This is a genomic window from Corallococcus sp. bb12-1 (assembly GCF_026626765.1).
GTDB lineage: Bacteria > Myxococcota > Myxococcia > Myxococcales > Myxococcaceae > Corallococcus > Corallococcus terminator.
Map to the genome: position 1 here is coordinate 803,207 of NZ_JAPNJZ010000001.1, position 26,128 is coordinate 829,334.

Here is a 26,128-nt window from a genome sequence, read left to right on the forward strand (position 1 = left end):
CCGGCCCCGTCCGGGGGGCTCATTTTCCTGGGGACACGGAAGCTTTCTCAACCCTCCCTGTCGAGGAGACCCCATGCGATTCAACAAGCTCGGAGACGAGGATGTGGGCGAGTCCACCTCGCTGCGCCATCGCAACCCGATGACCGGGGAGGAGGAAATCAACATCTCGGACCAGGACATGGCCCTGTCCCCCCCGATGGAGGAGGAGGCGGAGGCCCGGGACATCCTTCCGGATCAGATCCACGAGTTCCGCCGGGGAGACGAGGAGGAAGAGGAGGAGCGTGAGCTGACCGCGCAGCCAGATGACCCGGGCCCGCGTGCGCAGACCCCCGACCTGCTTCCCGAGGGGTAGACGGCCTCAGGCCGGTGGCGATTGAAGGAAGGGCGCGTCCCCGGGAGGGAGACGCGCCCTTTGTTTCAAGAGGAGCCCCGAGGGGCCCCTCCGACCGTCGCGGTGTGGCTCAGGACCGACGACGCGCGGACTTCTTCGCCGTGGGCTTGCGGGCCCCCGCCGACCTGCCAGCGCCCTTCTTCGCGACGGACTTCTTCGCGGTGGCCGCGCCCCGCTTCTGGGCAGCGCCCTTCTTCCCAGCGGCCTTGCCGGTGGCCTTCTTCGCGGTGTTGCCGCCGCGCTTCTGGGCAGCGCCCTTCTTCGCGGTCTTGCCCGTGGCCTTCTTCGCGGCACCGCGAGCAGGAGCTGCCTTCTTCGCGGCGGCCTTGCCCGTAACCTTCTTCGAGGCGCCGCGAGCAGGAGCTGTCCTCTTCGCGGCGGCCTTGCCCATGGCCTTCTTCGCGGCGCCCCGAGCAGGAGCCGTCTTCTTCACGGCGCCCTTCTTCGCGGCGGCCTTGCGCGCGGTGGACGCCTTCTTGGCGGCGGGACGCGCTGGCTTGGACTCCGTGAACAGCTCTTCCTGCTCAACTTCCTCAGCCTCCGAGTCCTCCTCATCGGCTCCGGTTCCGCGGTCCTCGTCACCGGACGCCTCGTCCTCGTCCTCGTCTTCCGCCGCTTCGGCTTCCTCGACCTCGCGGGCCAGGGCGGCCAGGTCACCCGAATAGTCGCGGTTGCGCTCGTTGGGGGGCGACGCTTCGTCCTCCTCGGCCGCGGCGCCGGACAGCGCTCCCTGCAACACGGCGTTCAAGGCTCGCGCGAAGGTGCGCTCTCCGAAGCTCTCCACCTCGACGGGCGGAACCAGCACCTCGAGCATGTCCTTGAGCGTGCGGTACAGCCGCATCTCCCGCTTCTCGTTCTCCCAGGTGCCGAAGACCCAGTCGTCCCCCTCGAGCGCGTCCATCCATCCGGGCAGCGGCCCGCCTCCATCCCCCTGCTCCTCCATCGCGGACTTGCGCGCGACGAACAGGTGGCGGTGCGGCCCCTTCAACCCGAAGCGCCACACGCCGGCGGCGGGCAGGCCCTCCAGCATCAGCCGGCTCTTCTCCAGGATGCTGGGCGCCCCTTCCGAACCCTTCAACGGGTACAGGCGCACCTCGCCCTCGAACTCACCGCCGTTGAGCTCCAGGTACAGGTCCGTGAGCTCCCCCGGAAACGGGACGCCGCACTCCGTCTCGGCGCGGCGGATCTCCTCCGCCAGCACACCCTCCGAGGTCGCCTTCGCCGACTTGCGCAGTGCCTCCAACCACTCGTGCATGACCCCTCCACGACATCGACAGCCACCGAGGCTCGCACCTTACGGCGCCTGGGCCTCCGTGCGCAGTGTGCATGTCGGGTTTCGTCCACCCGACGCCCCACCAGACATATCTGGAGAACCTGACACGCCCCGGCCCTCCATCCCCGCATCCCCCTCTTCCCCACCACCCCTCCCCGGGGCCCCCCACCCCCGCCGCCCGCCTGCTCCGGGTCCTGCCAGGCCGGGTGGAAGCACCGTCCTACCGGGGTTAGGAAGGACGCCATGGCGCATCCCGTGAGCTACGAGGCGACGACCGAGACCTTCGACTCGCTCGTCCTGGAACCCCGCGACGAGCTGGTGGTGGTGGACTTCTGGGGCCCCGGCTGCCCGAATTGTGACGTCTACGCGGCGGCCGAACCGGGCCTCCTGTCGGAGCTGGAGGGCGCGCCCATGCGCGTCGTCAAGGTCAACGCCTACGAACACGAGGCCCTGGCCACCCGCTTCGGCCTGCACGGCATTCCCACCTTCCTCCTGTTCCTCAACGGGGAACGGCTGGGGAAGATGAGCCAGTACTACGGCAAGCCGTACTGGCTGGGCGTCATCCGCGACCACCTGCCCAAGGCCCCGGCCCCGGCCAGCGCGTCCTGAGCCGGGCCCCGGCTCACTGGTAGCCGCGCGCCTGCAACCGGAACAGGTGCGCGTACCGCCCTTCGAGCGCCATCAGCTCGTCGTGGCTGCCCAGCTCCTGCACCGTGCCGTTGTGCAGCACGGCGATCTGATCCGCCATGCGCACCGTGGAGAAGCGGTGTGAAATCACGATGGCGATGCGGTCCGCGGCCAGCGCCTGGAAGCGCTCGAACAGCGCGTGCTCCGCCTCCGCGTCGATGCTGGCGGTGGGCTCATCCAGGATGAGCACCTCCGCGTCGTCGCGCATGAAGGCCCGGGACACCGCCAGCTTCTGCCACTGGCCGCTGGACAGCTCCTGGCCCTTCTCGAACCAGCCGCCGAGCATCGTGTCGTACTGACCGGGCAGCGCCGCGATGACCGAGTTCGCCCCGCCCTGCTCCGCCGCGCGCTCGATGCGCGGCCGGTCCTCCAGCGCGTCCACGTGCCCCAGGCCGATGTTCTCCGCCACACTGAACTGGTAGCGCACGAAGTCCTGGAACACCGCCCCGAAGCGGCTGCGCAAATCCCCCACGTCCATCGCCGCGGTGTCCACGCCGCCGTAGTGGATGGCGCCTTCCGTCGGCTCGTACATGCGCAGCAGCAGCTTCACCAACGTGCTCTTGCCCGCGCCGTTCTCCCCCACCAGCGCCAGCTTCTGGCCGGGCTTGAGCGTCAGGTTCACGTTGCGCAGCGCCCACGCGTCCTTGCCCGCGTAGCGGAAGGACACGTCGCGCAGCTCGATGGCGTTGGTGCGGCCTCGCGGCGGGTGGAGGGCCGGCAGCACGTTCGGCGTCTCACCCGTGGTGGGGATGTCCAGGTAGGCGAAGAGGTTGCTCATGAAGAGCGCGTCCTCGTACATGGAGCCCACGCTGGTGAGGATGCCCTGGAACGCGGCCTGCCCCTGCCGGAACACGGCCAGGTACAGCACCATGTCGCCCACGGAGATGCCGCCCGCCGCCGCGCGGCTCGCCACGAAGAGGTAGCAGCCGTAGAAGGCCGCCAACGACACCAGGCCCAGGCCCAGGCCCCACGCCATGCGCTTGCGCGCGAGCGCGCGGTCCTCCGCGAAGAACTTCTGGAACAGCGTGCGGTACCTGCCCAACACCAGCGGCCCCAGGCCGAAGAGCTTCACTTCCTTCACGGTGCTGTCGCGCGTGAGGATCCACTCCAGGTAGTTGAGCTTGCGGCCCTCCGGAGCCCGCCACGAATAGAGCCGGAAGCCCTCCGCCGCCAGCCGCGCCTCCGCGATGAAGGCGGGGATGGACGCGGCCAGCAGCACCAGCACGCTCCACGGCGACAGCGCCACGAGCAGCACCGCGTAGGTGGACAGGGTGATGACGTTGCGCACGATGCTGAAGGCCTGCATCACCAGCGACAGCGGCCGCGCGTTCGCCTCGCGCCGCGCGTTCTGCATCTTGTCGTAGGTGTCCGAGTCCTCGAAGTGCTTGAGCTCCAGCTCCAGCGCCTTCTGGAGGATGCGTTCGTTGAGCAGGTTGCCCAGGTGCGCGCGCAACAGGTCCCGTGTGAGCGTCAGGCCGCGGTCCACCACCGCGGAGCCCACCATCAGGCCGAACTCCATCGCCACCAGCCCCAGCACCCGCGAATGCGCCGTGGTGTCGCCCTGCGCGGCGGCCACCACCGTATCCACGATGAGCTTGCCCACCCACGCGATGCCCGCCGGCAGCACCGCCGCCACCAGCGTGAGGATGCCCAGCACCACCGCGCCCCGGGGGCTCGCCCGCCAGAAGAGGTGGAAGGTGCCGGGGAGCTGCTTGAAGAGGACGCCCGCGTTCTTCAGGCGGGCGCGGAGCGACGCGGGGGGTTGCGTGACGGGAGGAGCCAAGATGCCGCCCCTCATAACGCGCTGGCGCCCGCCGCGCTGGCCTCCCCACCTCACTTCCGCGAACGCCCGCGCGCCAGGACGCTGGCCTCTTCATGGCCGCGCCCCCCGCTCCTGGACACGGGCGGCTGCGCTTCAGTCGTGGGCCAAGGGGCGGGGCGGGGCTTCGCCGACAGGCAGGGTGGCGGGCGGGGCGACGTGCCTGGAGATGAGCACGTCGCAGCGCGAGTGTCCCAGCACCCCTTCCGTCAGCGGCGAGCTCGGCCGCGCCGAGGACATGCCCAGGGTCAGCAGGTCGGAGTCGCGCTCAAGGGACTCCGCCAGGATGCCCTCCTCCGGGTCGCCGGTGCGCACGCGGATGCCCAGCTCACGGCCGGTCTCCCGGTACGGCGCGAGGAAGCGCCAGAGGGCCTCCCGTGCCGTGTTCTCACGCTCCTGACGCAACCGCAGCCACTGCTCCAGCGGCGCGTCCTGGCGCCGCAGCGAGGCTTCCTCCTCGCGCGTGTCCATCACGTGCAGCACTTCGATGGGCGTCGAGGCCGGGCACAGGCGCATGGTCAGCTCCAGCGCCCGCCGCGACTCACGCGAGAAGCTCACCGCGACGAGGGGCCGGTGGTACACGCGGCCCGGGTGCGGCGCCACCACCAGCACGGAGGCGTCCACCTCGCGCACCAGGCGCAGCACCGTGGACGTGTCGGGCAACGGCACCACGGGGTACTTCGGGGGCGGCCGGCCCACCACCAGCACCTCCGCGCCCTGGTCCTTCGCCAGCTCCGCCGCCACGTTCGGCACATCCCCGACGCGCAGCTCCTCGCGCACATCCACGTCCGGCCGCTGTCGCAGCCGGCGACACGCGGACGCCACCGACCGGCGCAGACAGCGCTCCCCGGCCACCGTGCCGTCGGGGCCGTTGTGGCCATCCAACGGCGGGCTCACGTGCAGCACGCTGACGGCAGCCCCCTGCGCCAGCGGAAGCCTCAGCGCGCGGGCCAGCGCGAACTCCGACTGCAGGGAGAAGTCCATCCCCACCACCACCCGCTTCAACCCCCGCAGGGGCCGGGGCAGGCCCTCCGGCAACAAGGGCAGACCCCGTCTGGAAGTCACAGTCGGTCTCATCTCGGCTCCCTCCTTCCACGACCTCGCGGCGCGGACTCCGGGGCGGGGCGGCGCTCCACTCACGCGCTCGGGCAGGACGTCAGTGCACGGCGTCACGGGCTCCGCCTCACGCGCAGCCTCATGCACATACATTCAGGCCGGTCGGTGGATGTGCCACCTGTATCCCAGGGACGCCACTCCCGCGACCAGGCAACAGGGCCCCGGCGCCCGGCCGTCCCAGGCAATAGGACGACGCGCGCGTCACCCGCCCGACGCTGTCCGCTGTAACGTTTTCAGGGCGCCGATCCGTTTCGTGCACCGTGACGCGGGCAGGCGTGCGACCGAGGTCGCGGATTCAAACCCTTGGAACGTCCAGTGCTGAACACTGTCGCGGGGAAGCACCTCGCGGCGCGCGGCCAGCCCTTTGCAAAGACCTCCGTTCGGCAAGACGCCTTGCCACGGGCGGCGGGTTGGACGGCAGGAAGCAAGGGAGCGGGACATGCGCGGGGTCATCACGGGTCGTGAGGTGGTTGCCAACCTGGGGCTCATCTACCGGGAGTTCGGCACAGCCTGTGTGCTGCGCTGCCTCTGGGTGATGGTCAGCGGCAAGTCCACCACCTTTCTCGAAGTCGCGTGTCCCTGCGAGAAGATGCGCAACTGAAGCAGCAGCCCGTCACCTGAAACAGCTCGGGCCGCGAAGAAGCACGATGGCTTTTCGCGGCCCGAACGATTCGACGCCTGACTTCACCGGGAACTAGCGCTGATACGGATCCGCGTCACCGCGACGCACTTCCTCGCGCTCTTCCTTCTTGTCCTTGATGGCGTGCTTGATGTCCTCGATCACGCCCTTCACCTTGCCCTTGATCGTGTCGGCCTTGCCTTCGGCCTCCAGCGAACGGTCGCCGGTCGCGACACCCACGGTTTCCTTCACCTTGCCCTTGGCCTTGTCGGTCCACTCGCCCATGGCGTCCTCCTGACTTCGTGGTGTGAATCGTTGGTGAAGACAACGTGTGCATGACGCAGGCGGCCGGCAGGCGTCGATGGCCCGTCCGCCCGGCTGCCCTCCTCGCGGTGATCCGCCCGGCGGGAGCAGGCAGCGATGCCGAGCAACCGGCAGCCCTCAAGGACGAGCACCGACACGCTCCCCGCCCAGCCTACCCGTCGCGTCCCTGTGTTCCCCGGAGACCCGGGAGTCTCTGGCACAAGAAGAAGCAGTGTCGTTGACGACCCCGCTCTTCGCCCTCAGGCTGCTGATTCCTCTAGATCATCCTCCCGATGAATCAACCCACGACCCCGACCGCGGAAGCGCTGCTCTTCAAGCTGCTGATGCTGCGAACGCTCGTCGTGACCGTGGCGGTGGCGCCGGCCATCTACGTCGACATGCAGTTGTTGGACGTGGATTCGAGTTCGCTGGGCTTCGTGCTGGGGGTCGTCACGCCCATCGTCATTGGCGGGCTGGCGCTGGTGGTGCCCATTGGCGCGGTGGGTGCGCTGCTGCGGCATGCGCTGCATGAAGAGCCGGGCAACGCGCCGCAGCGGCTGCGTCGACTGTTGCGGCTGCCGGGCATCCTGACGTTCGTGGAGGCGCAGGCGGGCTGGTTCCTGGGCGGCATCTTCTTCAACGGTGCCATCGGTCTGGCGTTGGACCGTCCGCCGCGCGTCATCCTGGTGGGCGTGGCGGTGGCGATGAGCGCGGGCCTCTTCAGCGCGCCGCTCATGTACATGCTCTATGAGCGGACGCTGGCGGCGGTGACGCTGGAGGCGTTCCGCCGCGCGCCGCACGAACGCCCCGCCGGGGTGGGGATGTTCCTGCCCCGGCAGAGCTGGTTCCTGCCGGCCATCGTCGTGTCCGCGCTGCTCATCACCTGCATCACCAGCATCGCCACGTTGCAGTTGCGGCTAGAGAAGAACCTCAACGGGTTGGCGGATGACCTGGAGCTGTCGGGCGACTACCGGGGCGCGGCGCGGGTGCGTGCGCGCATCGTGCCGTTGCAGGAGGACCTGACGACGCCGGTGGCGCTGCTGGGTGGGTTCGCGGCGCTGGGCGCCATCTTCACCGCGGCCTGGGCGGCGCGCCGGCTGGCGCAGGGGGCGAAGGCGATTGGCGCGTCCCTGGATGCGCTGGTGGAGGGCCGCGCGTCGCCGCCGCAGTGGGTGTCCACGGACGAGCTGGGCGACCTGTCCGCGCGCACGTGGCTGCTCTACGAACAGTTGCAGGAGCTGCCCCGGTCGCTGCGCTCGTCGGCGGGGCACCTGGCGCAGGCGGGCACGCGGCTCACCGAGGCGAGCGACCAGCAGAACCGCACGATGTCGCGGCAGGCGGTGGCCATCCACCAGGCGCGCACCACGGCGCAGGAGATTCAACAGACGTCGAAGCTCGCGGCGAGCCGCGCGGGGAACATCCTGGAAGTGGCGGAGCGCGCGGCGGCGATGGGCCGGCTGGGCGAGGAGTCACTGGCGGGCACGGAGAAGGGGCTCGCGGACATCCTGGACCTCACGAACGGCCTGCACCAGCAGGTGAGCGACCTGGGCACGCGGGCGCGCGAGGTGGGCCGGGTGTCGGAGGTGGTGAAGTCGCTGGGGGACCAGTCGCACATGCTGGCCATCAACGCGGCCATCGAAGCGAGCCGCGCGGGCGAACAGGGCCGGGGCTTCGCGGTGGTGGCGCGGCAGATGCGTGAGCTGGCGGACCAGTCCATCAAGGCGACGGGCCAGGTGCGCGGACTGCTGGAGGGCATGGAGGCGGCCACGGGCGAGGCGGTGGCGACGGCGGACAAGAGCGCCCAGGGCGTGGAGGCCGCGCTGGTGCCGCTGCGCAAGAGCGGCGAGCGGCTGCGCGAACTCATCTCGCTGTCCCAGGAGTCCGCGGCGGCGGTGCGGCAGATCGCCGAAGCCGTGGCCCAGCAGCACGCGGGCGTGGATCAGCTCTTCAGCGCGGTCAGTGAGATGGACGAGCTGATGGCCGCCACGCTGCGCCAACTGGGCACCACGCAGGAAGCGGCGACCGCGGTGGAGCAGGCCACGGGGCAGGTGTCGCAGTTGGCGACACGGTACGTGTCCTGAGCGGGGCCTTGCGCCACGCCAGGGGCCGCTCCTAGATTTCGCGTCGGTCGAAAAACGGCGGACCGGTTCGGTGAGCCCCGGTCACTTCCATGGTGGAAGCACTTGTTCGACCTCCTTCGGGAGGAAGAACCCTCGGCCCTCTGACGGCACACGTGTGCCTTCGCGAGGCTCGCCATGAAACTGAATCACCTCGACCTTCAGGTCCCCGACGTCCAGGCCACCGCCCGCTTCTTCACGCGCTACTGCGGCTTCACGTCGCACGCGAAGAACCACGACTCCCCGGCCATCGCCATGCTCGGCGGAACGGATGGCTTCGTGCTCATCCTCCAGCGCCGCAAGCGCGACACGGACACCTTCCCGGAGGACTTCCACGTCGGCTTCCTCCAGGACTCCGAAGCCCCCGTGCTCGCCTTCCAGGAGCGCGTGAAGGCCGACGGCCTGGAGGTCTCCGACGTCATCCGCAACAACCGGGGCACCCTCGTCTACTGCCGTGCCCCGGGCGGCATCCTCGTCGAGGTCAGCTGCCGTCCCGGCGCCTGACGCACGCCGGAGCAAAGACAGACACCCGGCGCTTCAGCCCGCGAGGGCCTGGGGCGCCGGCTTCGCGTCATCCTCCAGCGGCGGAACGTACGGCCAGCCCGGCAGCGCGCCCTTCCCCGCCTCGCGCGTGAGGTAGTCCGCCGCGATGTTCGCGCTCTCCATGATGGTGAGCAGCCCGCTTCCCGGGTGCGTGCCGCCGCCCACGAAGTACAGGCCCTCCACCTGTGCGTTCTTCACGCGGGGCCGCAGCGGGCCCAGTTGCAGCCACGTGTGCGACAGGTTGAACACCGCGCCCCGGAACACGTTGAAATCGTCCCGCCACGTCTCCGCCGTGAAGTAGCGCTCCGCCTTCACGTGCTCGCGCACGTTCTTGATGCCCACCTTCTCCAGCATCTTCGGGATGCGCTCGCGCAACGTCGCTTCCGTCTTCGCCCAGTCCACCGGCCGCGCCGTGTTGGGCGTGGGCACGAGCACGTACAATGTCGAGTGTCCCTTGGGCGCCCCCGTCCCCGTCGTGTCCGACACGCCCGGGTTGCACACGTAGAAGGGCGGGTCGTCCACGTCCACCGACCGGTCCTCCAGCGCGTCCCGGTCCGTGCGCCGCGCGCTCTCCGACAGGTAGATGAGGTGGTGCGGCAGGTCCGCGTACGTCGTGTCCAGCCCGTAGTACGCCATGAACGTGCTGCACGAATACTTCGCCCGCTCCAGCGCCGCGTCCGTCAGCCTTCCACCTTCACGCGCCTCCGGGGCCAGCAGCTTCTGCGCCGCGTACGCCAGGTCCGCGTTCACCACCACCGCGTCCGCGTCCAGCACCTCGCCGCCCGCAAGCTTCACGCCCACCGCGCGCCCCGTCTCCACGCGCACGCGCTCCACCGGCGTGCCCATGCGGAAGGTGACGCCCAGGTCCTGGGCACACTTCATCATCCCGCGCGCCAGCGCCCGGAAGCCGCCCTGCACGTGCCACACGCCGAAGGCCAGCTCGATGAAGGGAATCACGCTGAACACCGACGAGCACGTCGTCGGGTGCAGGCCCAGGTACTTGGACGGATACGCCAGCGCGTACGTCATCCGGTCGTCGTGGAAGAACGAATCCAACTGATTGTAGAGCGTCTGCCACGGCTTGAAGCGCAGCGTGGGCGCCAGCCGCCAGGGCGCGTAGTAGCCCAGGCTCCCCGCGTTCGTGCAGATGAACTTCTCGTACGCGAGCGCGTACTTCTCCCGCCCGTCCTCCATCCATCCCTTCAGCGATTCACCCTTGCCCGCGCCGAACTTCTCCAGCTCCGCGCCCATGCGCTCCACGTCGCGCCGCGTGTCCAGGTGCGTGCCGTCCCAGAAGTGCACGCGCGTGTTCGGATCCACCGGGCTGAGCGTGACGTAGTCCTCCAGCCGCTTGCCCGAGCGCCGGAAGATCTGCTCCAGCACGCCGGGCAACTGGAGGATGGACGGGCCGGTGTCCACCGCGTACTCGCCGTCCTCGCCCAGCGTGAGGCCCTTCATCCGGCCGCCCGGCACCGCGTCCTTCTCCACCACGGTGACCTGGAAGCCCTGCCCCGCCAGGTTGATGGCGACCGACAGCCCTCCCGGCCCTGCGCCCACGACGATGACGTGCCGAACCATGGTCCTCACGATGCCCGGCCTCGCGCCGGCTGGCGACTGCTCCGACGGTACGGTTCAGCCGAAAAAGAGTTTCCCTTGCGGGATTCATGGCCGCTCGCCGGGCGTTCCTCCGGGGACGGAGCGCTCCCTTCACCCGGAGCGTTTTCTAGAAGACGGGGCAACATCCTGAATCCCCAGGGGGCCCCTCGTCCTGTAGCGTGCGACGCGCATCCATGAATCCCACCTCGGAGGCCCGCCCACAGGAAGTCCTGCTGTTCACCCTGGAGCGGCAACGCTACGGCCTGCCGGTGCAGGACGTGCGCGAGCTGGTGCGAGCCGCCCGCCTCACGCACCTGCCCCAGGCGCCTGACGTGGTGGAGGGACTGCTCAACCTGCGCGGGGAGCTCATCGCCGTGCTGGACCTGCGACGCAGGTTCCGCCACCCCGCGCACCCCCTGTCCCCCATGGACCACTTCATCATCGCCACCACTGGCCAGCGCCCGGTGGCGCTGCGGGTGGACCGCGCGGAAGGCCTGCGCGTCATCGCCCCCGATGAATGGGACGCGTCCCCCGGGGAGCTGCCCGGCGTGGGGTACGTGGCCGGCGCCGCGAAGCTGCCCGACGGGCTGGTGCTCGTGCACGACCTGCGCTCCTTCCTGTCCGAAGCGGAGACGCTGCAACTGGACACCGCGCTCGGAGCCCGGCCGGAGACCGCTTGATTGGCGGCATCCTGTCGTATGGCTTCAGGGAAGTACTCGCCCTGGTGGAGGAGCGCGCGGGGCTCGCCGCGCCCAGCTGCCTGGCCGCCGCCGAGGAAGGCATCCAGCGCGCCATGGCCCGCGCGAACCTGACGAACGTGGAGGTCTACCGACACCAGCTGGCCGTGAACAACGCGCTGCTGGACGACCTGCTCACCGAGCTCACCATCGGTGAGACGTACTTCTTCCGCACCCACGAGCATTTCGATCACCTGCGCCGCGTGGTGCTGCCCGAACTGCGCGAACGCCGGGGCCCGGACCATCTGCTGCGCGCGTGGAGCGCGGCCTGCTCCTCCGGCGAGGAGCCCTACTCCCTCACCGCGCTGCTGATGGCCGAGGGCTGGGAAGAGCACATGACCGTGCACGCCACGGACGTGTCGCGCACGGCGCTCGCCCGCGCCCGCGAGGGCCGCTACACCGACTGGTCCCTGCGCGGCCCTTCCGCGGACCGCATGCGCGCCCACCTCAAGCAGGAGGGCCGTCACTACCTGCTCAACCCGGACGTGAAGCGCCACGTGCGGCTGGGTTATCTCAACCTCGCCCTGGAGACGTGGCCCTCCGCGGAGAGCGGCATCTGGCAGTTGGATGTCATCTTCTGTCGCAACGTCCTCATCTACTTCAACCACGCCACCATCGAAGGCGTGGCGCGCCGCCTGTTCGCGGCCCTGGACGACGGGGGCTATCTGTTCTCCGGCCCCTCCGACCCGCCGCTGGGCGACTACGCTCCCTTCGAGGCCGTGCTCACCGACTGGGGCGTGCTGTACCGCAAGCCGCTCGCCGGACAGCACGCCACGCACTTCGTTCCCCTCCAGCCCCTGGCGCCCCTGCGCGCGGACGGCACGCCCTTCACCCCGGGACGCCCGGGCACTTCGGCTGACGCCGCACGCGTCGCTTCGGCATCGCGACAATCGTCGGGTTCCTTCGACGCGTCCCGCTTCGCTTCGGGTGAGGCATCGGGCGCCTTCGACGCGTCCCGCTTCGCTTCGGGTGCGGTTTCGGGGGATGCCTCGGGGTCGTTCGAGGGTGCGCGCTTCGCTCCGGATCAGGCGGCGGGTTCCTTCGAGGGTGCGCGCTTCGATTCGGGCGAGGCATCCGGGTCCTTCCCGGTCTCCAACGCCTTCGAGGCACGCGCCACGCCGGCCGCGGTCCCGCCCCGGCCGGTTGCCTCCGCGCCGAAAACCGCCGCCCGTTTCGCGTTGAGCGTGGAGGCGCGGGAGGGCGTGCAGCAGGCCCTGGCTCGCGGCGACTGGCGCGAGGCCTCCAAGCGGGCGGGCGCTCAAGCGGTCGATCCGGAGCAGGCTTTGGAAGCAGTGCGTTCGCTGGCCAACCTGGAGCCCCGCGCGGCGGTGTTCGCGTGCGGAGAGGCCCTGGTTCGTCACCCGCTGGTCGCCGGTCTGCGGTATCTGGAGGCGCTGTTGCTGCTGGGACAGGCGCGGCTGCCCGACGCGGAGAAGTCCGCCCGGCAGGCGCTCTACCTGGAGCCGGGGCTCGCCGTGGGCCACATGCTGCTGGGCCATGTGCTGCGCCGGCAGGACCAAACCTCCGCCGCCGCGCGGGCGTACCGGGAGGCGGAAGGGCTGTGTCGGAAGTTGCCGCCGGAGGCGCTGGTGCCGCTGGCGGAGGGTGAACGGGCGGGAGCCCTGGCGGACGTGGCGCGCGCGGAGTGGCGGCGCCTGGAGCTTGAAGGCGGAGGGGCCAGCTGATGCCGAAGCGCGAGGGAGTCATCGACTGGGAGAAGGCCCGGGCCCGGCTGGAGGAGTTGGAGCGCGCCACCGAGGCGCGCGAGGCGTTCTCCGACGAAGCGGCGAGCGAACAGCTCGACGCGCGCGCACGCGCCCTGGCCCGCCCGCCCGAGATTCCGGTGGTGCCCGGCAGCCAGCGCGAGGTGGTGCGCTTTCGCGCCGCGGGCCAGTCCTACGCGCTGGAGTCGCGCTTCATCCTGGAGGTGATGCGCGCCCCGGAGCTGACGCCACTGCCGGGCGCGCCGCCGCTGCTGCGTGGCCTGACGCTCCTGCGCGGCGAGGTGCTGCCCGTGGTGGAGCTGGCGCCGCTGTTCGGCCGGCCCGCCGCCAACGCCAACGGGCCGGTGCTGGTGGTGGGAACGACGCGGCCGGAGCTGGGGCTGCGCACGGATGAAGTGTCGGAGGTGGCGGTGCTGACGGGCACGGAGCTGTTGCCCGCGCCCCCCTCCCTGGAAGAGGAAGAGGGCGCGCTGGTGTCTGGCGTCAGCCCCGACGGCACGCTCGTCCTGGAGGGAGAGTCCCTCCTGGGTGACAGCCGTCTCGTGTTCGAGCTGTCCGAAGAAGGAGTCGCATGAGCATCGGGAATCGTATCGCGCTGGGATTCGGACTGTCCCTGCTGGTCCTGCTGGTGATTGCTGGCGTCGCCTTCCAGGGCGCGAAGCAGCTCACCAGCACGACGGAGGGGCTGCTGAGGGCCCATGAGAACTTCCGCGTCCTGCGCGAGGTGCGCGCGCTGCTGGTGGACGCGGAGACGGGGCAGCGCGGCTTCATCATCACCGGCGAGGACCGCTACCTGGGGCCCTACAACGCCGCGCTCAGCAACCTCCAGGAGGACCTGAGCAACCTGCGGACGGCCATGGCCGCGTATCCCGAGCAGCGCGCGCGGCTGAACCGGCTGGAGCCCATCATCAAGGCCCGACTGGAGCGGCTGCAGGAGGGCATCCGCCTGCGTCGCGAGAAGGGCCTGGAGGCCGCGGCGACCGTCGTCCAAAACGGCCGGGGCCTGGAGCTGATGGATCAGGTGCGCGACAACATCGGCGAGATGCTCGACATAGAGCAGCAGCGCTGGGAGCGCGACGCCGAAGAAGCCCGACAGGCCGCGCAGCGCAGCCTGTGGGTGCTGGGCCTGGGCACCCTGCTGGGCCTGGCCATCGTCGGCGTGGGCAGCTTCGTCATCACCCGGGGCATCACCGGCCCCCTGCGCAAGCTCACCGTCGGCGCGGAGCAGCTGGGCCGGGGAGAGCTGTCCCACCGCATCGACGTGAAGGGCCGCGACGAGATGGCGGACCTGGCGGGCGCATTCAACGCCATGGCCGACCGCCGACAGCAGGCCGAGGTGCAGCTCGCCAAGCAGGCCGAGCAGCGCGAGCACACGCTCAAGACGGTGGCGGAGTTCGTCAACCAGCTGGCCGGTGCGTCCTCTGAAATCCTCGCCAGCACCACCGAACAGGTGGCCGGCGCCCAGGAGCAGGGCAGCGCCGTCACGGAGACGGTGAGCACCATCGAGGAGATCACCAAGACGTCGGAGGAGGCCGCCGGCCGCGCCCGCGCGGTGAGCGAGTCCGCGCGTCACTCGGAGGAGGTGGGCCGCTCCGGCCGCCGCGCCGTGGAGGAGGCCGTGTCCGCGATGGGCGCCGTGCGCGACCAGGTGGAGTCCATCGCCTCGCGCATCCTCGCCCTGGCCGAGCAGGCCCAGGCCATTGGCGACATCATCACCACCGTCAACGACATCTCCGAACAGACGCACATGCTGGCGCTCAACGCCTCCATCGAGGCGAGCCGCGCGGGCGAGCACGGCCGCGGCTTCGCCGTCGTCGCCTCCGAGGTGAAGGCCCTGGCGGATCAGTCCAAGAAGGCCACCGCGCAGGTGCGTCAGATTCTCGGACAGATTCAAAAGGCCACGCACGGCGCGGTGATGACCACGGAGGAGGGCACCAAGAGCGTGTCGTCCGCCACGCGCGTCGTCACCGAGGCGGGCACCACCATCCAGCAGCTCGCGGACCTGCTCACGCAGGCGTCGCTCACCGCCGCGCAGATCGCCGCGTCCGCCAACCAGCAGGCCACCGGCATCGGGCAGATCCGTCAGGCGATGCATGACGTGAACCAGGCCACGCAGCAGGGCCTCATCTCGTCGCGCCAGACGGAGCGGGCGATGCAGGACATCAACTCCATGGGCCAGAAGCTGAAGGGGCTGCTCGGGGAGTTCGGGCGCTAACGCATGGATCGCGACCGGCTGGCGCAGGCACTGCTGGATTCGTTCCTGGAGGAGCTGGAGGGGCACGTCGTGTCCCTCAACCGGGACCTGCTCGCGCTGGAGCAGGCCCCGGCGCGCGCGCGGGAGTTCATCCCCGGTCTGTTGCGCACGCTGCACAGCGTGAAGGGCGCGTCGCGCGCAGCCAGCGCCAGTCTGGTGGAGACCGCCTGCCACCGGCTGGAAGAGGTGCTGGAGCCGCTCATCCACGGGCGCGTCACGTCGCCGGACCTGTTCGAGCTGTGCTTCGCCACGGTGGACGCGCTGGACGACGCGGGCCGCCGGCTGGCCTCGCGCCAGGACCTGGCCGGTTCGCCCCTGGAGTCCCTGCTGCCGCAGTTGGAGCAGGCCGCGCAGGGCGTGCTTCCCCCGACGCCCGCGTCCCCGGAGCCCCCGCCCGAAATCGCGCGGGCCACGCCGCAGCCCCCGAAGTCCCCGAAGAAGGTCGCTGAACCGCACCCCCCGGAGCCGGAGCTCCCCGTCCCCGCGGTGCTCAGCGGCGAAGCGCTACCGGTGCGCGTGTCCGGGCAGAAGCTGGACGCGCTCCTGGGCCGCAGCGGCGAGCTGCGCGTGGCGATGCTGCGTCTGGAAGGCCACGCCGAATCGCTGGAGTCCCTGCGCGACGACGTGGGCAGCCTGCGAGAGGCGGTGCGCGGCACGTCCTCCGAAACGACGCTGCGGCGGGTGGAGCTGGAATTGGCGCGGGTGGCGCGCGTGCTGGCGCAGGACCGCCGCGCGCTGTTCCAGTCCTCCACGGGCCTGGACGATGAAGTGCGCCGCTCCCGCATGCTCCCCTTCGAGGAGGGCTGCACGGGCCTGGAGCGCGCCGCGCGCGACGTGGCGCACGGCATGGGCCGGCGCGTGAGGATGGAGATCCACGGCGGTGGCCTGGACCTGGACCGCTCGCTGCTCCAGTCCCTGCGCGAACCCCTGCTGCACCTGGTGCGCAACGCGGTGGCGCACGGCCTGGAGGCGCCCGAGGAGCGCGTGCGCCACGGCAAGCCCGAGGAGGGCCGCGTGGTGCTGTCCGCGCGACTTCGCGGCAGCCGCGTGGAGGTGGCGGTGGAGGATGACGGGCGCGGCCTGGACCTGGAGGCGCTGCGCGAGCGCGCGCGGGTCCGGGGCCTGGAAGTCCCCGAGGACGACGTGGAGGCCGCCCGGCTCGTCTTCCTGCCGGGGCTGTCCACCGCGGCGAAGGTGACGGCGGTGTCCGGCCGGGGCGTGGGCCTGGACGTGGTGCGCGCCCAGGTGGAGTCGCTGCGCGGCAGCGTGGAGGTGGCCTTCAAGGCAGGCCAGGGCACCCGCTTCACGCTGGACGTGCCCCTGACGCTGAGCACCCTGCGCGTGCTGCTGGTGGACGTGGGCGGGCAGGTCCTGGCGCTGGCCAGCGAGGGCGTGGACCGGCTGTTGCGCCTGTCCCCCTCCGACGTGCGCGAGGTGGAGGGCCGCATGTCCTGGGTGACGCCGGACGCGCTGGTGCCGCTGGCGTCGCTGGCGGACGTGCTGGGCCTGCCCTCCGCTCCGCCGCGCGCGCGGCCCTCGGCGGTGGTGCTGTCGGCGGGCACCGCGCGGGCGGCGCTGGTGGTGGACGAGGTCATCGCCGAACAGGAGGTGCTGGTGCGCTCGCTGGGCTCGCGCGTGAAGCGGGCCCGGCACGTGGCCGCCGCGGCGGTGCTGCCGGATGGACGCATGGCGCTGCTGCTCAACCCGGCCTCGCTCGTGCGGGCGGCGGGTGGGCGGCCCTCCGCGCACTTCTTCCCCACGCCCAAGGAGCAGGTGGTGCGCCGGCGCGTGGTGCTGGCGGACGACTCGCCCACGACGCGCATGCTGGAGCAGAGCATCCTGGAAGGCGCCGGCTACGACGTCACCGCGTGCGCGGACGGGGCGGAGGCGTGGGAGCGGCTCCAGGCGGGCGGCGCGGACGCGCTGGTGCTGGACGTGGAGATGCCGCGCATGGATGGCTTCTCCGTCACCGAAGCCGTGCGCAATTCGCCCCGCTTCAACCGGGTGCCGGTGGTGCTGGTGACATCGCGGGAGAAGCCCGAGGACAAGGCGCGCGGGCTGCAAGCCGGTGCGAGTGCGTACATCGTGAAGAGCGCTTTTGATCCGACCAGCCTGCTGGAGACGCTGAGGCGACTGCTATGAAGAACGAACCGTTGCGCATCCTGGTGGCGGAGGACTCCCCCACCGCCCGCCGGCTGCTGGTGGAAATCCTGCGCACCGACCCGGCGCTCACCGTGGTGGGCGAGGCCAAGGACGGGCTGGAGGCGGTGGAGCTGTGCCAGCGGCTCCAGCCGAGCCTGGTGACCATGGACATCCAGATGCCGCGCATGGACGGCCTGGACGCCACGCGCCGCATCATGACGGAGGTACCCACGCCCGTGGTGGTGGTGTCCACGCTGGTGGAGCGCGACATCCAGACGTCCATGGCCGCGCTGCGCGCCGGGGCGCTCGCGGTGCTCCAGAAGCCGGTGGGCCCGGAGTCGCCGGACTTCGAGGCGGACAGCCGCCGCCTGCGCGACACGCTCAAGGCCATGGCCCAGGTGAAGGTGGTGCGCCGCTGGCCGGACCGCACCGCCGCGCCGCCCACGCCGGTGGAGGCGCCCACATCTGCGGGCTCCCGCCCGGCCGTGCTGGCCCTGGCGGCCTCCACCGGAGGGCCCGCCGCGCTGTACCGCATCCTGTCCGACCTGGAGGGCAAGGACCTACCCCCGCCCATCCTGGTGGTGCAGCACATCGCGCTGGGGTTCGGTTCAGGCCTGGCCACGTGGCTGGGCACGGCCACGAAGCTGCGGGTGAAGGTGGCCGAGGACGGCGAGCCGCTCATGGCGGGCACCGTCTACCTGGCCCCGGACGACAAGCACCTGGGTGTGACGACGGACCACCGGGCCCAGGTGTCCGGCGCCGCCCCCATCCAGGGCTTCCGCCCCTCCGCCAACTGGCTGTTCCGCTCCGTGGCGCGAGCGTACGGGCAGGCGTCCCTGTCCGTGGTGCTCACCGGCATGGGGCAGGACGGGCTGGATGGCATCCGGGACGTCCACCAGGCAGGCGGGCGGGTGATTGCCCAGGACGAGGCGACGTCCGTCGTCTACGGGATGCCGGCCGTCGTCGTGGGGGCCAACCTGGCCCATGAGGTCCTGCCGCTGGGGCAAATTGCACGCCGCGTCCAGGCCCTCATCCAACCAGGCGGAAAAGCCATTCCCTGAAGTGTCGCCTTAGCGAAATTCATCGGAGTTCTGCGGGGGGCGGAATGGCGGCCCTGGTGCGGAGTGTCAATATCGGGTTCCAATCAGGCCCCCCTCCCTGGCGTCTCCCTTCTTCTCGATGAGTGCTCCCACGACTGGTCTGGCCTACGAAGCGGTCTTCGCCGCCATCCCCGATCCTGCCTACCTGCTGGATGGCACGGGCCGGCTGGTGTCGTGCAGCGCATCCGGAGCGAGAGCCCTCGGGCGTGAGGCCACGGAGCTTCCGGGAAGCCACTGGAGCGAGCTGGGCCTGCCGTCCGAGGCCTTGAACGCGCTGGAGTCCGCGCGCGTCCGCGTGGTGACGCGGCGCGAGTCCGTCACCGTGGAGGCGCCCTGGCCGGGAGCGCATGGCGTGCGTCCGCACGCGCTGGTGCTCACGCCGCTGGCGTCGGCCGCGGACGTGCTGCCCTCCGTGCTGGTGACGGCGCGGGCGCTCACGGAAGCCGAGGCCGTCTATTCGCGCGCCCTGGAGCTGGAGCAGGCCGCGCGAGCTGAGGTGGAGACCGCCGAGCGCCGCCGCTCGTTCCTCTACCAGGCGATGACGACGCTGTTCACCCACCCGCCGGATCCGCAGGGCATGTACACGCTGCTCGCGCACCTGGCGGTGCCGGACCTCGCGGACTGGTGTTTGGTGGACGCGCTGGAGCAGGGCCCGTGGGTGGGCCGCGCGGCGGTGGCGTGCCTGGACCCGACGCAGCAGGAGCGCGCGAAGTACCTGCCCCTGCGCACGGAATTGCGCGACGACGCGCCGGTGGGCCTGTTGCGCGTACTGCGCACCGGAGAGCCGGAGCTGGTGCCCGCGGTGACGGATTCGCTGTTGCGCGCGGCGGCGGCGGAGCCCGCGCACCCGGCGCTGCTGGAAGCGCTCCAGGCGCGCTCGTACATGATCATCCCGCTGCGCGCGCGCGGTCACACGTTGGGCGCGGTGACGTTCGTGAGCTCCGGCTCCGGACGGCGCTACGGCCCGGACGACCTGGCGCTGGCGGAGGACCTGTGCCTGCGCGCCAGCCTCGCCATCGACAACGCTCGGCTGGTGGGTGAGTCGCGCCGGGCGGCCCGCGCTCGCGAGGACCTGCTCGCGGTGGTGTCGCACGACCTGAAGAACCCGCTGGGCGTGGTGCAGTTGGGCGCGGCGCTGCTCCTGCGCGGCACGGCGGGCAAGCCGGGCGGCGAGGCGGTGGCGAAGCAGGCCAACCGCATCAACGACGCGGCCGAGCGCATGTCGCGTCTCATCTCCGACCTGCTGGACTGGGGCCGCCTGGAAGCGGGGCACCTGCCGCTGGAGCTGGGCGAACACCCCGCCATGTCGCTGGCCACCGAGGCGCTGGAGGCCATCCGGCCGCTGGCGGAGGCCAAGGGGCTGCACCTGGAAGCGGACCTGCCGCCGGAGGCGCTGCGCGTGAAGTGCGACCGCAGCCGCGTGCTCCAGGTGATGGGCAACTTGCTGGGCAACGCGGTGAAGTTCACCCCGCCGGGCGGCACGCTCGCGGTGCGCGCGGCGACGCGTGGCGCGGAGGTGTCCTTCGACGTGCGCGACACCGGCAACGGCATCGCCCCGGACGCGCTGCCGCACATCTTCGACCGCTACTGGCAGGCGCGCGACGCGGCCAGCCGCGGCACGGGGCTGGGATTGGCCATCGCCAAAGGACTCGTCGAGGCGCACGGCGGCAGCATCCGCGCGGAGAGCACCCTGGGCACCGGCAGCATCTTCACCTTCACGCTGCCCGTGGCGCACCTGGGCGTGCCTGTCTCCATCACGCCCCCGGCGGGCATGCCGCTGTCACGCCCACGCGATACCTACGAGCACTGACGCCTTCAGCGCTCCTTTGTCCGCGTGCGCGCGGGCGGATTGAGCACCTGGCGCGTGTGCTCCAGGAACGCCCGGAACGCGGGTGACACCCGCGCGCGGCTGGGGAAGTAGAGGAAGAGCCCCGGCACCGACGCGGCGTACTCCTCCAGCACGAGCCGCAGCGTGCCCTCCTTCAACCGCGCAGCCACCTGTGACTCCGGCACGTAGCAGAGCCCCAGGCCGGCCTCCGCGAGCCCCACCCAGACGCGCTCGTCGTTGGTGGTGACGGCGCCCCGCACCGGCAGGCGCCACGTGCGCGAGCCCTTCTCCAGGTCCCACGGAAGGAGCGCGCCGGTGTTCGACGAGCGGTAGGCGAAGCAATTGTGCAGCAGCAGGTCCTTCGGCTTCTTCGGCGTGCCGTGGCGCTTCAGGTACGCGGGCGAGGCCACCACGACGAAGCGGAACGGCGCGGACATCCGCACCGCCACCATGTCCCGCTCCAGGTACTCCTCCATCCGGACGCCCGCGTCGAAGCCCTCCGCGACGATGTCCGCCTTGCGGTTGTCCACCACCAGGTCCAGCTCCACCTTCGGGTAGCGCTGGCAGAAGGAAGGCACCAACGGCGCGAGCAGGAACGGCAGCGCGCCGGACGGCAGCGTCAGCCGCAGCGTGCCCGTCACCTCTCCCGGCTGCGCCGACGCATCCTTGAGGGCCCCCAACGCCTGCGCGACCCCTGGTCCCGCCTGTTCCATCAGCTTCCGGCCCGCCGCCGTCACCGCCACGCTGCGCGTCGTGCGCGACAACAGCGGCACCCCCAGCCGCTCCTCCAACTGGCGCACCGTCTGGCTCAGCGCGGACGCGGACACCCCCAGCTCCGCGGCGGCGGGCGCGAACCCGCGGTGCCGGGCGACGGTGAGGAACTGGTGCAGGGCGTTGAGGGGCGTGACGGCCATTCCCAAGTTTTCTTCAAGAGTTCATCCGGATTCCACACCTTCTTTAGAGGCACACCGCCCCGTATCTCTCCTCGTGTCTCGCGACGACGCACTCCCTTCTTCCTTCCCGCGAGCAGGAGTCCTGTCATGGCATCCCCCACCCTTCCGCTGTCGGGCCGCATCGCCGTCATCACCGGCGCCTCCAGTGGCATTGGCGCCGCCACCGCGCTGCGCCTGTCCCGGGACGGCGCGAAGGTCGCGCTGCTCGCCCGCCGCAAGGAGCGCCTGGACACGCTGGTCTCCAGCATCACGCAAGGGGGCGGCCGGGCGCTCGCCCTGGGCGTGGACGTGCAGGACGCGAAGTCCGTGGCCGAGGCCGCGAAGGTCATCGCGGGCGAGCTGGGCGTCGTGGACCTGGTGCTCAACGGCGCCGGTGTCATGCGGCCCTCGCGCATGGACGAGCACCGCACGCGGGACTGGGAGGAGATGATCGACCTCAACGTGAAGGGCGCGGTGCGCATCGTGGAGACCTTCGTGGATCCGCTGCTGGCCGCCGCGAAGGCCGGCGGGGCGGCGGACCTCATCAACATCTCCTCCGTCGCCGCGCAGTCGGTATTCCCGAACTTCAACGTCTACAGCGCCACCAAGGCCGCCATCACCCACCTGTCCCGCCACCTGCGCGCGGAGCTGGGCCCCCGGTTCGTGCGGGTGATGGCCCTGGAGCCGGGCCTCGTGACGACGCCCCTGCATGACGGCAACGACGACCCGGGCGCCAGCGCGTGGCTGAAGTCCGCCCGGGAGACCCTCACCTGGCTGTCCCCGGAGGAGGTCGCGGGCATCATCGCCTTCGCCACCGCCCTGCCCCGGCACATCAACTTCCAGCAGCTCACCCTCATGCCGACCCAGCAGGCCTGAGCAGACCCGGACCGGGTCGGTCGCCCCCCTGTTGCCGCCGCCGGTCAAGCCGTGCCATGCAGTGCGCCTTATGTCCTTCATGCATCAGGCGCTGGTGTTCCTGGCCGCCACCGTCGTCGCCGTCCCCCTCTTCAAGAAGCTGGGGCTGGGCTCCGTGCTGGGCTACCTGGCGGCGGGCGCGGCCATCGGGCCGTATGGCGCGGGCCTCATCTCCGACGTGGAGAACATCCTCCACATCGCGGAGCTGGGCGTGGTGCTGCTGCTGTTCGTCATCGGGCTGGAGTTGCAGCCCTCGCGCCTGTGGAACCTGCGCCGGTCGGTGTTCGGCATGGGCGGCGCGCAGGTGGTGCTGACGGGCCTGCTGCTCGCGGGCATGGGCCGGGGGCTGGGCCTGTCCTGGGGCGCCGCCATCATCGCGGGCTTCGGCCTGTCGCTGTCCTCCACCGCGTTCGCGCTGCAACTGCTGGCGGAGAAGAACCAGCTCACCGCCGAGCACGGCCAGCTCGCCTTCGGCATCCTCCTGTTCCAGGACCTGGCGGTGATTCCGCTGCTGGCCGCGCTGCCCCTGCTGGGCCGGTCCGACATGCCGTCCACGGAGCCCGGCTGGCTCATGACGCTGAAGGCCGTGGGCGTGGTGCTCCTCGTGGTGCTGGCGGGCCGCTACCTGCTGCGTCCGGTGTTCCGCGCGGTGGCCTCCGTGCACAGCCAGGAGCTGTTCACCGCGACGGCGCTGCTGGTGGTCGTGGGCACCGCGGCGCTGGTCAGCGCGGTGGGCCTGTCCATGGCGCTGGGCGCGTTCCTCGCCGGCGTGCTGCTGTCGGAGTCCGAGTACCGCCACGAACTGGAGGCGGACATCGAACCCTTCAAGGGCCTGCTGCTGGGCCTGTTCTTCATCGCAGTGGGCATGTCGGTGAACCTGGCGCTGCTCGCGCGCGAGCCCTTGCGCGTGCTGGCGCTGGTGCTGGGCCTCACCTTCCTCAAGGCCCTGGTGCTGTACTGCCTGGGACGCGTGGGGCTGAAGAAGCCGGGCTCCGCGCTGAGCCTCGCGGTGGTGATTTCGCAGGGCGGTGAGTTCGCCTTCGTCCTGTTCTCGCTGGCGGTGTCCTTCCACGTGATGGACCGCCCGCAGGCGGACCTGCTGGTGCTGGTGGTGGGCATGTCCATGGCGGTGACGCCGTTCCTGTCCGTCGTGCACGAGCGCTGGGTGGCGCCGCGCTTCAAGCAGAAGGGCCCGCAGCGCGAGTACGACGTGTCCCCGGACCAGGACCACCCGGTCATCATCGCGGGCATGGGCCGCGTGGGGCAGGTGGTGGCCCGGCTGCTTGTCGCGCGCCGCATCGGGTTCACCGCCATCGACGCGAGCGCGGAGCACATCGACTTCATCCGGCGCTTCGGCAACCAGGTGTTCTACGGCGACGCGTCCCGGCTGGACCTCCTTCGCGCCGCCCGCGCGGACAAGGCCCAGGTGTTCGTGCTCGCCATCGACGACATGGCCGCGTCCCTGCGCACCGCGCAGATGGTGAAGGAGCACTTCCCGCACCTGAAAATCTATGCCCGGGCCCGCAACCGCGAGCACGCCTACAAGCTCATGGAGCTGGGCATCACGAACATGGTGCGTGAGACGTTCGACGCGAGCCTCGTCATGTCCAGCGACGTGCTCCAGGCCATGGGCCTCACCTTCACGGAGGCGCGCCGCACGGTGGAGCGCTTCCGCGAACACGACGAGTCGCTGATGGTGGAGACCTCCAAGGTCTTCAAGGACGAGAAGAAGATGATGGAAGTCATCGCCCGAGGCCGCCGGGAGCTGGAGCTGCTCTTCGAGAAGGACGAAGCCGAGCAGAAGTCGGCCTGAGGACCCCCATGGCTTCCGACACCTCCGCCACCTCCGACGCTGGACACCCGAAGTCCTCCTCCCGCCTCTACCTGTGGGTGCTGGCGGCCATCTTCGTCGGCGGCCTGCTGGGCCACTTCGCGCCCGCCACGGCGGTGAAGCTCAAGCCGCTGGGGGACGGGTTCATCTCGCTGGTGAAGATGCTCATCGCCCCGGTCATCTTCCTGACCGTGGTGCTGGGCGTCGCCAACGTGTCGGACATGAAGAAGGTGGGGCGCGTGGGCGGCAAGGCGCTGCTCTACTTCGAGGTCGTCTCCACGTTCGCGCTCGTCATCGGCGCGGTGGTGGTGACGGTGCTCAAGCCGGGTGCGGGCTTCAACGCGGATCCGAGCACGCTGGATGCCGGCGCCGTGGCGCGCTACGCCCAGCAGGCGCATGACCAGTCCACCATCGGCTTCCTGCTGCACCTCATCCCGCACACCTTCGTGGACGCGTTCACCGGCAACGGGGACCTGCTCCAGGTGCTGCTGCTGGCGCTGCTCTTCGGGTTCTCGCTGACGGCGATTGGCTCCGCGGCGAAGCCGGTGGTCGTCCTGTTCGAAGCGCTGTCGAAGGCCTTCTTCCACATGATTGGCATGGTGATGAAGCTGGCCCCGATTGGCGCGGGCGCCTCCATGGCCTTCACGCTGGGGGCCTACGGCGTGGACAGCCTGGGCCCGCTCATGCGGCTGATGGGCTGCTTCTATCTGGCGTGCGTCGTCTTCGTGCTGGCGGTGCTGGGCCCCATCGCGCGGCTGACCGGGTTCTCCATCCTGCGCTTCCTGCGCTACATCCGCGCGGAGCTGCTCCTGGTGCTGGGCACGTCCTCCTCCGAGTCCGCGCTGGTGCCGCTGATGCAGAAGCTGGAGCGGCTGGGCTGCTCCAAGTCGGTGGTGGGGCTGGTGGTGCCCAGCGGCTATTCGTTCAATCTGGACGGCACCAACATCTACCTGACCATGGCGGCGCTGTTCGTGGCCCAGGCGCTCAACGTGGAGCTCACCTTCACCCAGACGGCCACGCTGCTGGGCGTGGCGATGCTCACGTCCAAGGGCGCGTCCGGCGTCACGGGCGCGGGCTTCATCACCCTGGCCGCCACGCTCGCGGTGGTGCCATCGGTGCCGGTGGCGGGACTGGCGCTCATCCTGGGCATCGACCGGTTCATGAGCGAGGCGCGCGCGCTCACCAACTTCATTGGCAACGGCGTCGCCACCATCGTCGTCTCCCGTTGGGAGAACGAGCTGGACCGCGAGCGGCTGCGCGCCGAGTTGAGCGGTCAACCGCTGCCCGCCGCGCCCCAGGTGGACCCGGGCACGCCGTCGTAATCAATGGGGTTGGACGGCTTCGCGCACCGCAGCCTTCAGCACGTCCAGGTCCACCGGCTTGTCCAACAGCTGCTTCGCGCCCAGCAGGCGGGCCTCCTCGTGGGTCTCCGCGTCCGCGAAGGCGCTGAGCAACAGCACCGGGCAGGACACGCCCTGCTCGCGCAGCCGCTTCAAGGCCTCCAGGCCGGTGCGCCCCGGCATGCGCACGTCGCTGACGATGAGGTCGGGCGGCTCCAGCGTGCCACCTTGCCCTCGCATCATCGCCAGGTAGTCGCCCAACTCGAAGCCGTCCTCCACCTCCACCACCACGTAGCCCGCGCGCATCAACGTGCGCACCAGCAGCGCGCGCATCGCGTCGTCGTCCTCGGCCACCAAGATGCGCGCGGCGCGCGGCGTCTCTTCGCTCATGGGTGGATCATTCATCATCCAGAGGCGGAGGAGCACGGCCCATGCCATTCCGCCCTCCAGGGCGGCTGGACGTCCTGCCCCACACGCTCCGGGGCATCCTGCCCCCGTCGGGGCAATGTGCCCCAGGGCCTTTGGGGGACCTCACGTCTCGGGGGGCCGGACCTCCCTCGGAAGAGGGTGCTGGCACGGCCGATGCTCTTGTCCCCGTCAGCCCCGCACCCACTTCTCGCGCGGGCCTGAAACGGAGCACTTCCATGAAGCGCACTTCCGCCATCGTCCTGGGTCTGTCCCTGTCTCTCGCCTCCATGGGCGCCTTCGCCGCCGCGCCCAAGGCCGCCAAGGGCACCACCGCCACCCAGGCGAAGTCCGCCGTGAAGGCGAAGAAGGCGAAGCAGCCGGCCAGCCAGAAGCCCGCCGCCGCCCCCGCCGCTTCTGGTACCGAGTCCACCACCGGCGCGAACTAGTCAGAGT

Annotated in this window: 23 protein-coding genes; 16 read left to right on the forward strand and 7 right to left on the reverse strand. The window is 70.7% G+C overall.

The genetic code is table 11. The annotated features are described in order from the left end of the window. Nucleotides 1–73 precede the first annotated feature (73 nt). A complete protein-coding gene (locus OV208_RS03365; protein ID WP_120545553.1) occupies nucleotides 74–352 on the forward strand; it encodes a hypothetical protein in 279 nt (92 codons plus the stop codon). Between the two features lie 109 nt (nucleotides 353–461). Here OV208_RS03365 and OV208_RS03370 read toward each other — a convergent pair whose 3' ends face one another. Further along, nucleotides 462–1,646 (reverse strand): SMI1/KNR4 family protein, encoded by a 1,185-nt coding sequence (locus tag OV208_RS03370; protein WP_267572342.1) that lies wholly within the window; start codon nucleotides 1,644–1,646, stop codon nucleotides 462–464. A 261-nt stretch (nucleotides 1,647–1,907) separates the two neighbouring features. On the opposite strand from OV208_RS03370, the gene OV208_RS03375 reads away from it, so the two are divergent. Continuing rightward, a complete protein-coding gene (locus OV208_RS03375; protein WP_267572343.1) occupies nucleotides 1,908–2,273 on the forward strand; it encodes a thioredoxin family protein in 366 nt (121 codons plus the stop codon). A 13-nt stretch (nucleotides 2,274–2,286) separates the two neighbouring features. Here the strand turns inward: OV208_RS03375 and OV208_RS03380 are convergent, their stop codons facing one another. Beyond that, entirely contained in the window at nucleotides 2,287–4,149 is a 1,863-nt protein-coding gene (locus OV208_RS03380; protein WP_267572344.1) for an ABC transporter ATP-binding protein, read from the reverse strand. A gap of 117 nt (nucleotides 4,150–4,266) precedes the next feature. Then, entirely contained in the window at nucleotides 4,267–5,247 is a 981-nt protein-coding gene (locus tag OV208_RS03385; protein WP_267572345.1) for a universal stress protein, read from the reverse strand. Nucleotides 5,248–5,725: 478 nt separating this feature from the next. Between OV208_RS03385 and OV208_RS03390 the strand changes: the two genes are divergently transcribed. Next, a complete protein-coding gene (locus OV208_RS03390) occupies nucleotides 5,726–5,887 on the forward strand; it encodes a hypothetical protein (protein WP_167508789.1) in 162 nt (53 codons plus the stop codon). 93 nt (nucleotides 5,888–5,980) lie between these two features. Here the strand turns inward: OV208_RS03390 and OV208_RS03395 are convergent, their stop codons facing one another. Continuing rightward, nucleotides 5,981–6,190 carry a CsbD family protein gene (locus OV208_RS03395; RefSeq protein WP_267572346.1) on the reverse strand — a complete coding sequence of 70 codons (210 nt, stop codon included), beginning with the start codon at nucleotides 6,188–6,190 and terminating at the stop codon, nucleotides 5,981–5,983. 311 nt (nucleotides 6,191–6,501) lie between these two features. Between OV208_RS03395 and OV208_RS03400 the strand changes: the two genes are divergently transcribed. Both OV208_RS03400 and OV208_RS03405 read left to right on the forward strand, forming a co-directional pair. Further along, nucleotides 6,502–8,289 carry a methyl-accepting chemotaxis protein gene (locus OV208_RS03400; protein ID WP_267572347.1) on the forward strand — a complete coding sequence of 596 codons (1,788 nt, stop codon included), beginning with the start codon at nucleotides 6,502–6,504 and terminating at the stop codon, nucleotides 8,287–8,289. 174 nt (nucleotides 8,290–8,463) lie between these two features. Further along, on the forward strand, nucleotides 8,464–8,829 hold the full coding sequence (locus OV208_RS03405) for a VOC family protein (RefSeq protein WP_267572348.1): 366 nt from the start codon (nucleotides 8,464–8,466) through the stop codon (nucleotides 8,827–8,829). A 33-nt stretch (nucleotides 8,830–8,862) separates the two neighbouring features. On the opposite strand, the gene OV208_RS03410 is transcribed toward OV208_RS03405, so the two are convergent. Further along, on the reverse strand, nucleotides 8,863–10,446 hold the full coding sequence (locus OV208_RS03410) for a phytoene desaturase family protein (protein WP_267572807.1): 1,584 nt from the start codon (nucleotides 10,444–10,446) through the stop codon (nucleotides 8,863–8,865). A gap of 212 nt (nucleotides 10,447–10,658) precedes the next feature. Here OV208_RS03410 and OV208_RS03415 point away from each other — a divergent pair, with 212 nt between their 5' ends. The 7 genes from OV208_RS03415 (at nucleotide 10,659) to OV208_RS03445 (ending at nucleotide 20,231) form a co-directional block, all read left to right on the forward strand. Further along, nucleotides 10,659–11,144: a chemotaxis protein CheW gene (locus OV208_RS03415; RefSeq protein WP_267572349.1), complete on the forward strand. Its 486-nt coding sequence runs from the start codon at nucleotides 10,659–10,661 to the stop codon at nucleotides 11,142–11,144. Further along, nucleotides 11,141–12,886: a CheR family methyltransferase gene (locus OV208_RS03420; protein ID WP_267572350.1), complete on the forward strand. Its 1,746-nt coding sequence runs from the start codon at nucleotides 11,141–11,143 to the stop codon at nucleotides 12,884–12,886. The genes OV208_RS03415 and OV208_RS03420 overlap by 4 nt, the downstream gene beginning before the upstream one ends. Further along, nucleotides 12,886–13,500 (forward strand): chemotaxis protein CheW, encoded by a 615-nt coding sequence (locus OV208_RS03425; protein WP_267572351.1) that lies wholly within the window; start codon nucleotides 12,886–12,888, stop codon nucleotides 13,498–13,500. Before OV208_RS03420 ends, OV208_RS03425 begins: the two co-directional genes overlap by 1 nt. Then, on the forward strand, nucleotides 13,497–15,140 hold the full coding sequence (locus OV208_RS03430) for a methyl-accepting chemotaxis protein (RefSeq protein WP_267572352.1): 1,644 nt from the start codon (nucleotides 13,497–13,499) through the stop codon (nucleotides 15,138–15,140). The genes OV208_RS03425 and OV208_RS03430 overlap by 4 nt, the downstream gene beginning before the upstream one ends. Nucleotides 15,141–15,143: 3 nt before the next feature. After that, the gene (locus tag OV208_RS03435; protein WP_267572353.1) at nucleotides 15,144–17,321 is read left to right on the forward strand and encodes a hybrid sensor histidine kinase/response regulator; all 2,178 of its coding nucleotides are present in this window, start codon (nucleotides 15,144–15,146) and stop codon (nucleotides 17,319–17,321) included. Then, a complete protein-coding gene (gene cheB / locus OV208_RS03440) occupies nucleotides 17,318–18,382 on the forward strand; it encodes a chemotaxis-specific protein-glutamate methyltransferase CheB (protein ID WP_267572354.1) in 1,065 nt (354 codons plus the stop codon). The genes OV208_RS03435 and cheB overlap by 4 nt, the downstream gene beginning before the upstream one ends. Nucleotides 18,383–18,500: 118 nt before the next feature. Beyond that, the gene (locus tag OV208_RS03445) at nucleotides 18,501–20,231 is read left to right on the forward strand and encodes an ATP-binding protein (protein ID WP_267572355.1); all 1,731 of its coding nucleotides are present in this window, start codon (nucleotides 18,501–18,503) and stop codon (nucleotides 20,229–20,231) included. Nucleotides 20,232–20,236: 5 nt separating this feature from the next. On the opposite strand, the gene OV208_RS03450 is transcribed toward OV208_RS03445, so the two are convergent. Continuing rightward, entirely contained in the window at nucleotides 20,237–21,163 is a 927-nt protein-coding gene (locus OV208_RS03450) for a LysR family transcriptional regulator (RefSeq protein WP_267572356.1), read from the reverse strand. Nucleotides 21,164–21,289: 126 nt separating this feature from the next. Between OV208_RS03450 and OV208_RS03455 the strand changes: the two genes are divergently transcribed. From OV208_RS03455 to OV208_RS03465, 3 genes are all read left to right on the forward strand, one after another. Further along, nucleotides 21,290–22,057, forward strand: coding sequence for an SDR family oxidoreductase (locus OV208_RS03455; protein ID WP_267572357.1), 768 nt, complete (start codon nucleotides 21,290–21,292; stop codon nucleotides 22,055–22,057). A gap of 70 nt (nucleotides 22,058–22,127) precedes the next feature. Continuing rightward, the gene (locus OV208_RS03460; RefSeq protein WP_267572358.1) at nucleotides 22,128–23,909 is read left to right on the forward strand and encodes a monovalent cation:proton antiporter-2 (CPA2) family protein; all 1,782 of its coding nucleotides are present in this window, start codon (nucleotides 22,128–22,130) and stop codon (nucleotides 23,907–23,909) included. Nucleotides 23,910–23,917: 8 nt separating this feature from the next. Next, nucleotides 23,918–25,249 carry a dicarboxylate/amino acid:cation symporter gene (locus OV208_RS03465; protein WP_267572359.1) on the forward strand — a complete coding sequence of 444 codons (1,332 nt, stop codon included), beginning with the start codon at nucleotides 23,918–23,920 and terminating at the stop codon, nucleotides 25,247–25,249. On the opposite strand, the gene OV208_RS03470 is transcribed toward OV208_RS03465, so the two are convergent. Next, nucleotides 25,250–25,657, reverse strand: coding sequence for a response regulator (locus OV208_RS03470; RefSeq protein WP_267572360.1), 408 nt, complete (start codon nucleotides 25,655–25,657; stop codon nucleotides 25,250–25,252). It lies immediately after the preceding gene. A 254-nt stretch (nucleotides 25,658–25,911) separates the two neighbouring features. Here OV208_RS03470 and OV208_RS03475 point away from each other — a divergent pair, with 254 nt between their 5' ends. Further along, nucleotides 25,912–26,121 carry a hypothetical protein gene (locus OV208_RS03475; protein WP_267572361.1) on the forward strand — a complete coding sequence of 70 codons (210 nt, stop codon included), beginning with the start codon at nucleotides 25,912–25,914 and terminating at the stop codon, nucleotides 26,119–26,121. The last annotated feature ends 7 nt before the right edge of the window (nucleotides 26,122–26,128 follow it).

Coding starts and splice junctions, on each gene's coding strand:
- OV208_RS03365 (WP_120545553.1), top strand. CDS start 74: ATGCGATTCAACAAGCTCGGAGACGAGGATGTGGGCGAGTCCACCTCG.
- OV208_RS03370 (WP_267572342.1), bottom strand. CDS start 1,646: ATGCACGAGTGGTTGGAGGCACTGCGCAAGTCGGCGAAGGCGACCTCG.
- OV208_RS03375 (WP_267572343.1), top strand. CDS start 1,908: ATGGCGCATCCCGTGAGCTACGAGGCGACGACCGAGACCTTCGACTCG.
- OV208_RS03380 (WP_267572344.1), bottom strand. CDS start 4,149: ATGAGGGGCGGCATCTTGGCTCCTCCCGTCACGCAACCCCCCGCGTCG.
- OV208_RS03385 (WP_267572345.1), bottom strand. CDS start 5,247: ATGAGACCGACTGTGACTTCCAGACGGGGTCTGCCCTTGTTGCCGGAG.
- OV208_RS03390 (WP_167508789.1), top strand. CDS start 5,726: ATGCGCGGGGTCATCACGGGTCGTGAGGTGGTTGCCAACCTGGGGCTC.
- OV208_RS03395 (WP_267572346.1), bottom strand. CDS start 6,190: ATGGGCGAGTGGACCGACAAGGCCAAGGGCAAGGTGAAGGAAACCGTG.
- OV208_RS03400 (WP_267572347.1), top strand. CDS start 6,502: ATGAATCAACCCACGACCCCGACCGCGGAAGCGCTGCTCTTCAAGCTG.
- OV208_RS03405 (WP_267572348.1), top strand. CDS start 8,464: ATGAAACTGAATCACCTCGACCTTCAGGTCCCCGACGTCCAGGCCACC.
- OV208_RS03410 (WP_267572807.1), bottom strand. CDS start 10,446: ATGGTTCGGCACGTCATCGTCGTGGGCGCAGGGCCGGGAGGGCTGTCG.
- OV208_RS03415 (WP_267572349.1), top strand. CDS start 10,659: ATGAATCCCACCTCGGAGGCCCGCCCACAGGAAGTCCTGCTGTTCACC.
- OV208_RS03425 (WP_267572351.1), top strand. CDS start 12,886: ATGCCGAAGCGCGAGGGAGTCATCGACTGGGAGAAGGCCCGGGCCCGG.
- OV208_RS03430 (WP_267572352.1), top strand. CDS start 13,497: ATGAGCATCGGGAATCGTATCGCGCTGGGATTCGGACTGTCCCTGCTG.
- OV208_RS03435 (WP_267572353.1), top strand. CDS start 15,144: ATGGATCGCGACCGGCTGGCGCAGGCACTGCTGGATTCGTTCCTGGAG.
- cheB (WP_267572354.1), top strand. CDS start 17,318: ATGAAGAACGAACCGTTGCGCATCCTGGTGGCGGAGGACTCCCCCACC.
- OV208_RS03445 (WP_267572355.1), top strand. CDS start 18,501: ATGAGTGCTCCCACGACTGGTCTGGCCTACGAAGCGGTCTTCGCCGCC.
- OV208_RS03450 (WP_267572356.1), bottom strand. CDS start 21,163: ATGGCCGTCACGCCCCTCAACGCCCTGCACCAGTTCCTCACCGTCGCC.
- OV208_RS03455 (WP_267572357.1), top strand. CDS start 21,290: ATGGCATCCCCCACCCTTCCGCTGTCGGGCCGCATCGCCGTCATCACC.
- OV208_RS03460 (WP_267572358.1), top strand. CDS start 22,128: ATGTCCTTCATGCATCAGGCGCTGGTGTTCCTGGCCGCCACCGTCGTC.
- OV208_RS03465 (WP_267572359.1), top strand. CDS start 23,918: ATGGCTTCCGACACCTCCGCCACCTCCGACGCTGGACACCCGAAGTCC.
- OV208_RS03470 (WP_267572360.1), bottom strand. CDS start 25,657: ATGAGCGAAGAGACGCCGCGCGCCGCGCGCATCTTGGTGGCCGAGGAC.
- OV208_RS03475 (WP_267572361.1), top strand. CDS start 25,912: ATGAAGCGCACTTCCGCCATCGTCCTGGGTCTGTCCCTGTCTCTCGCC.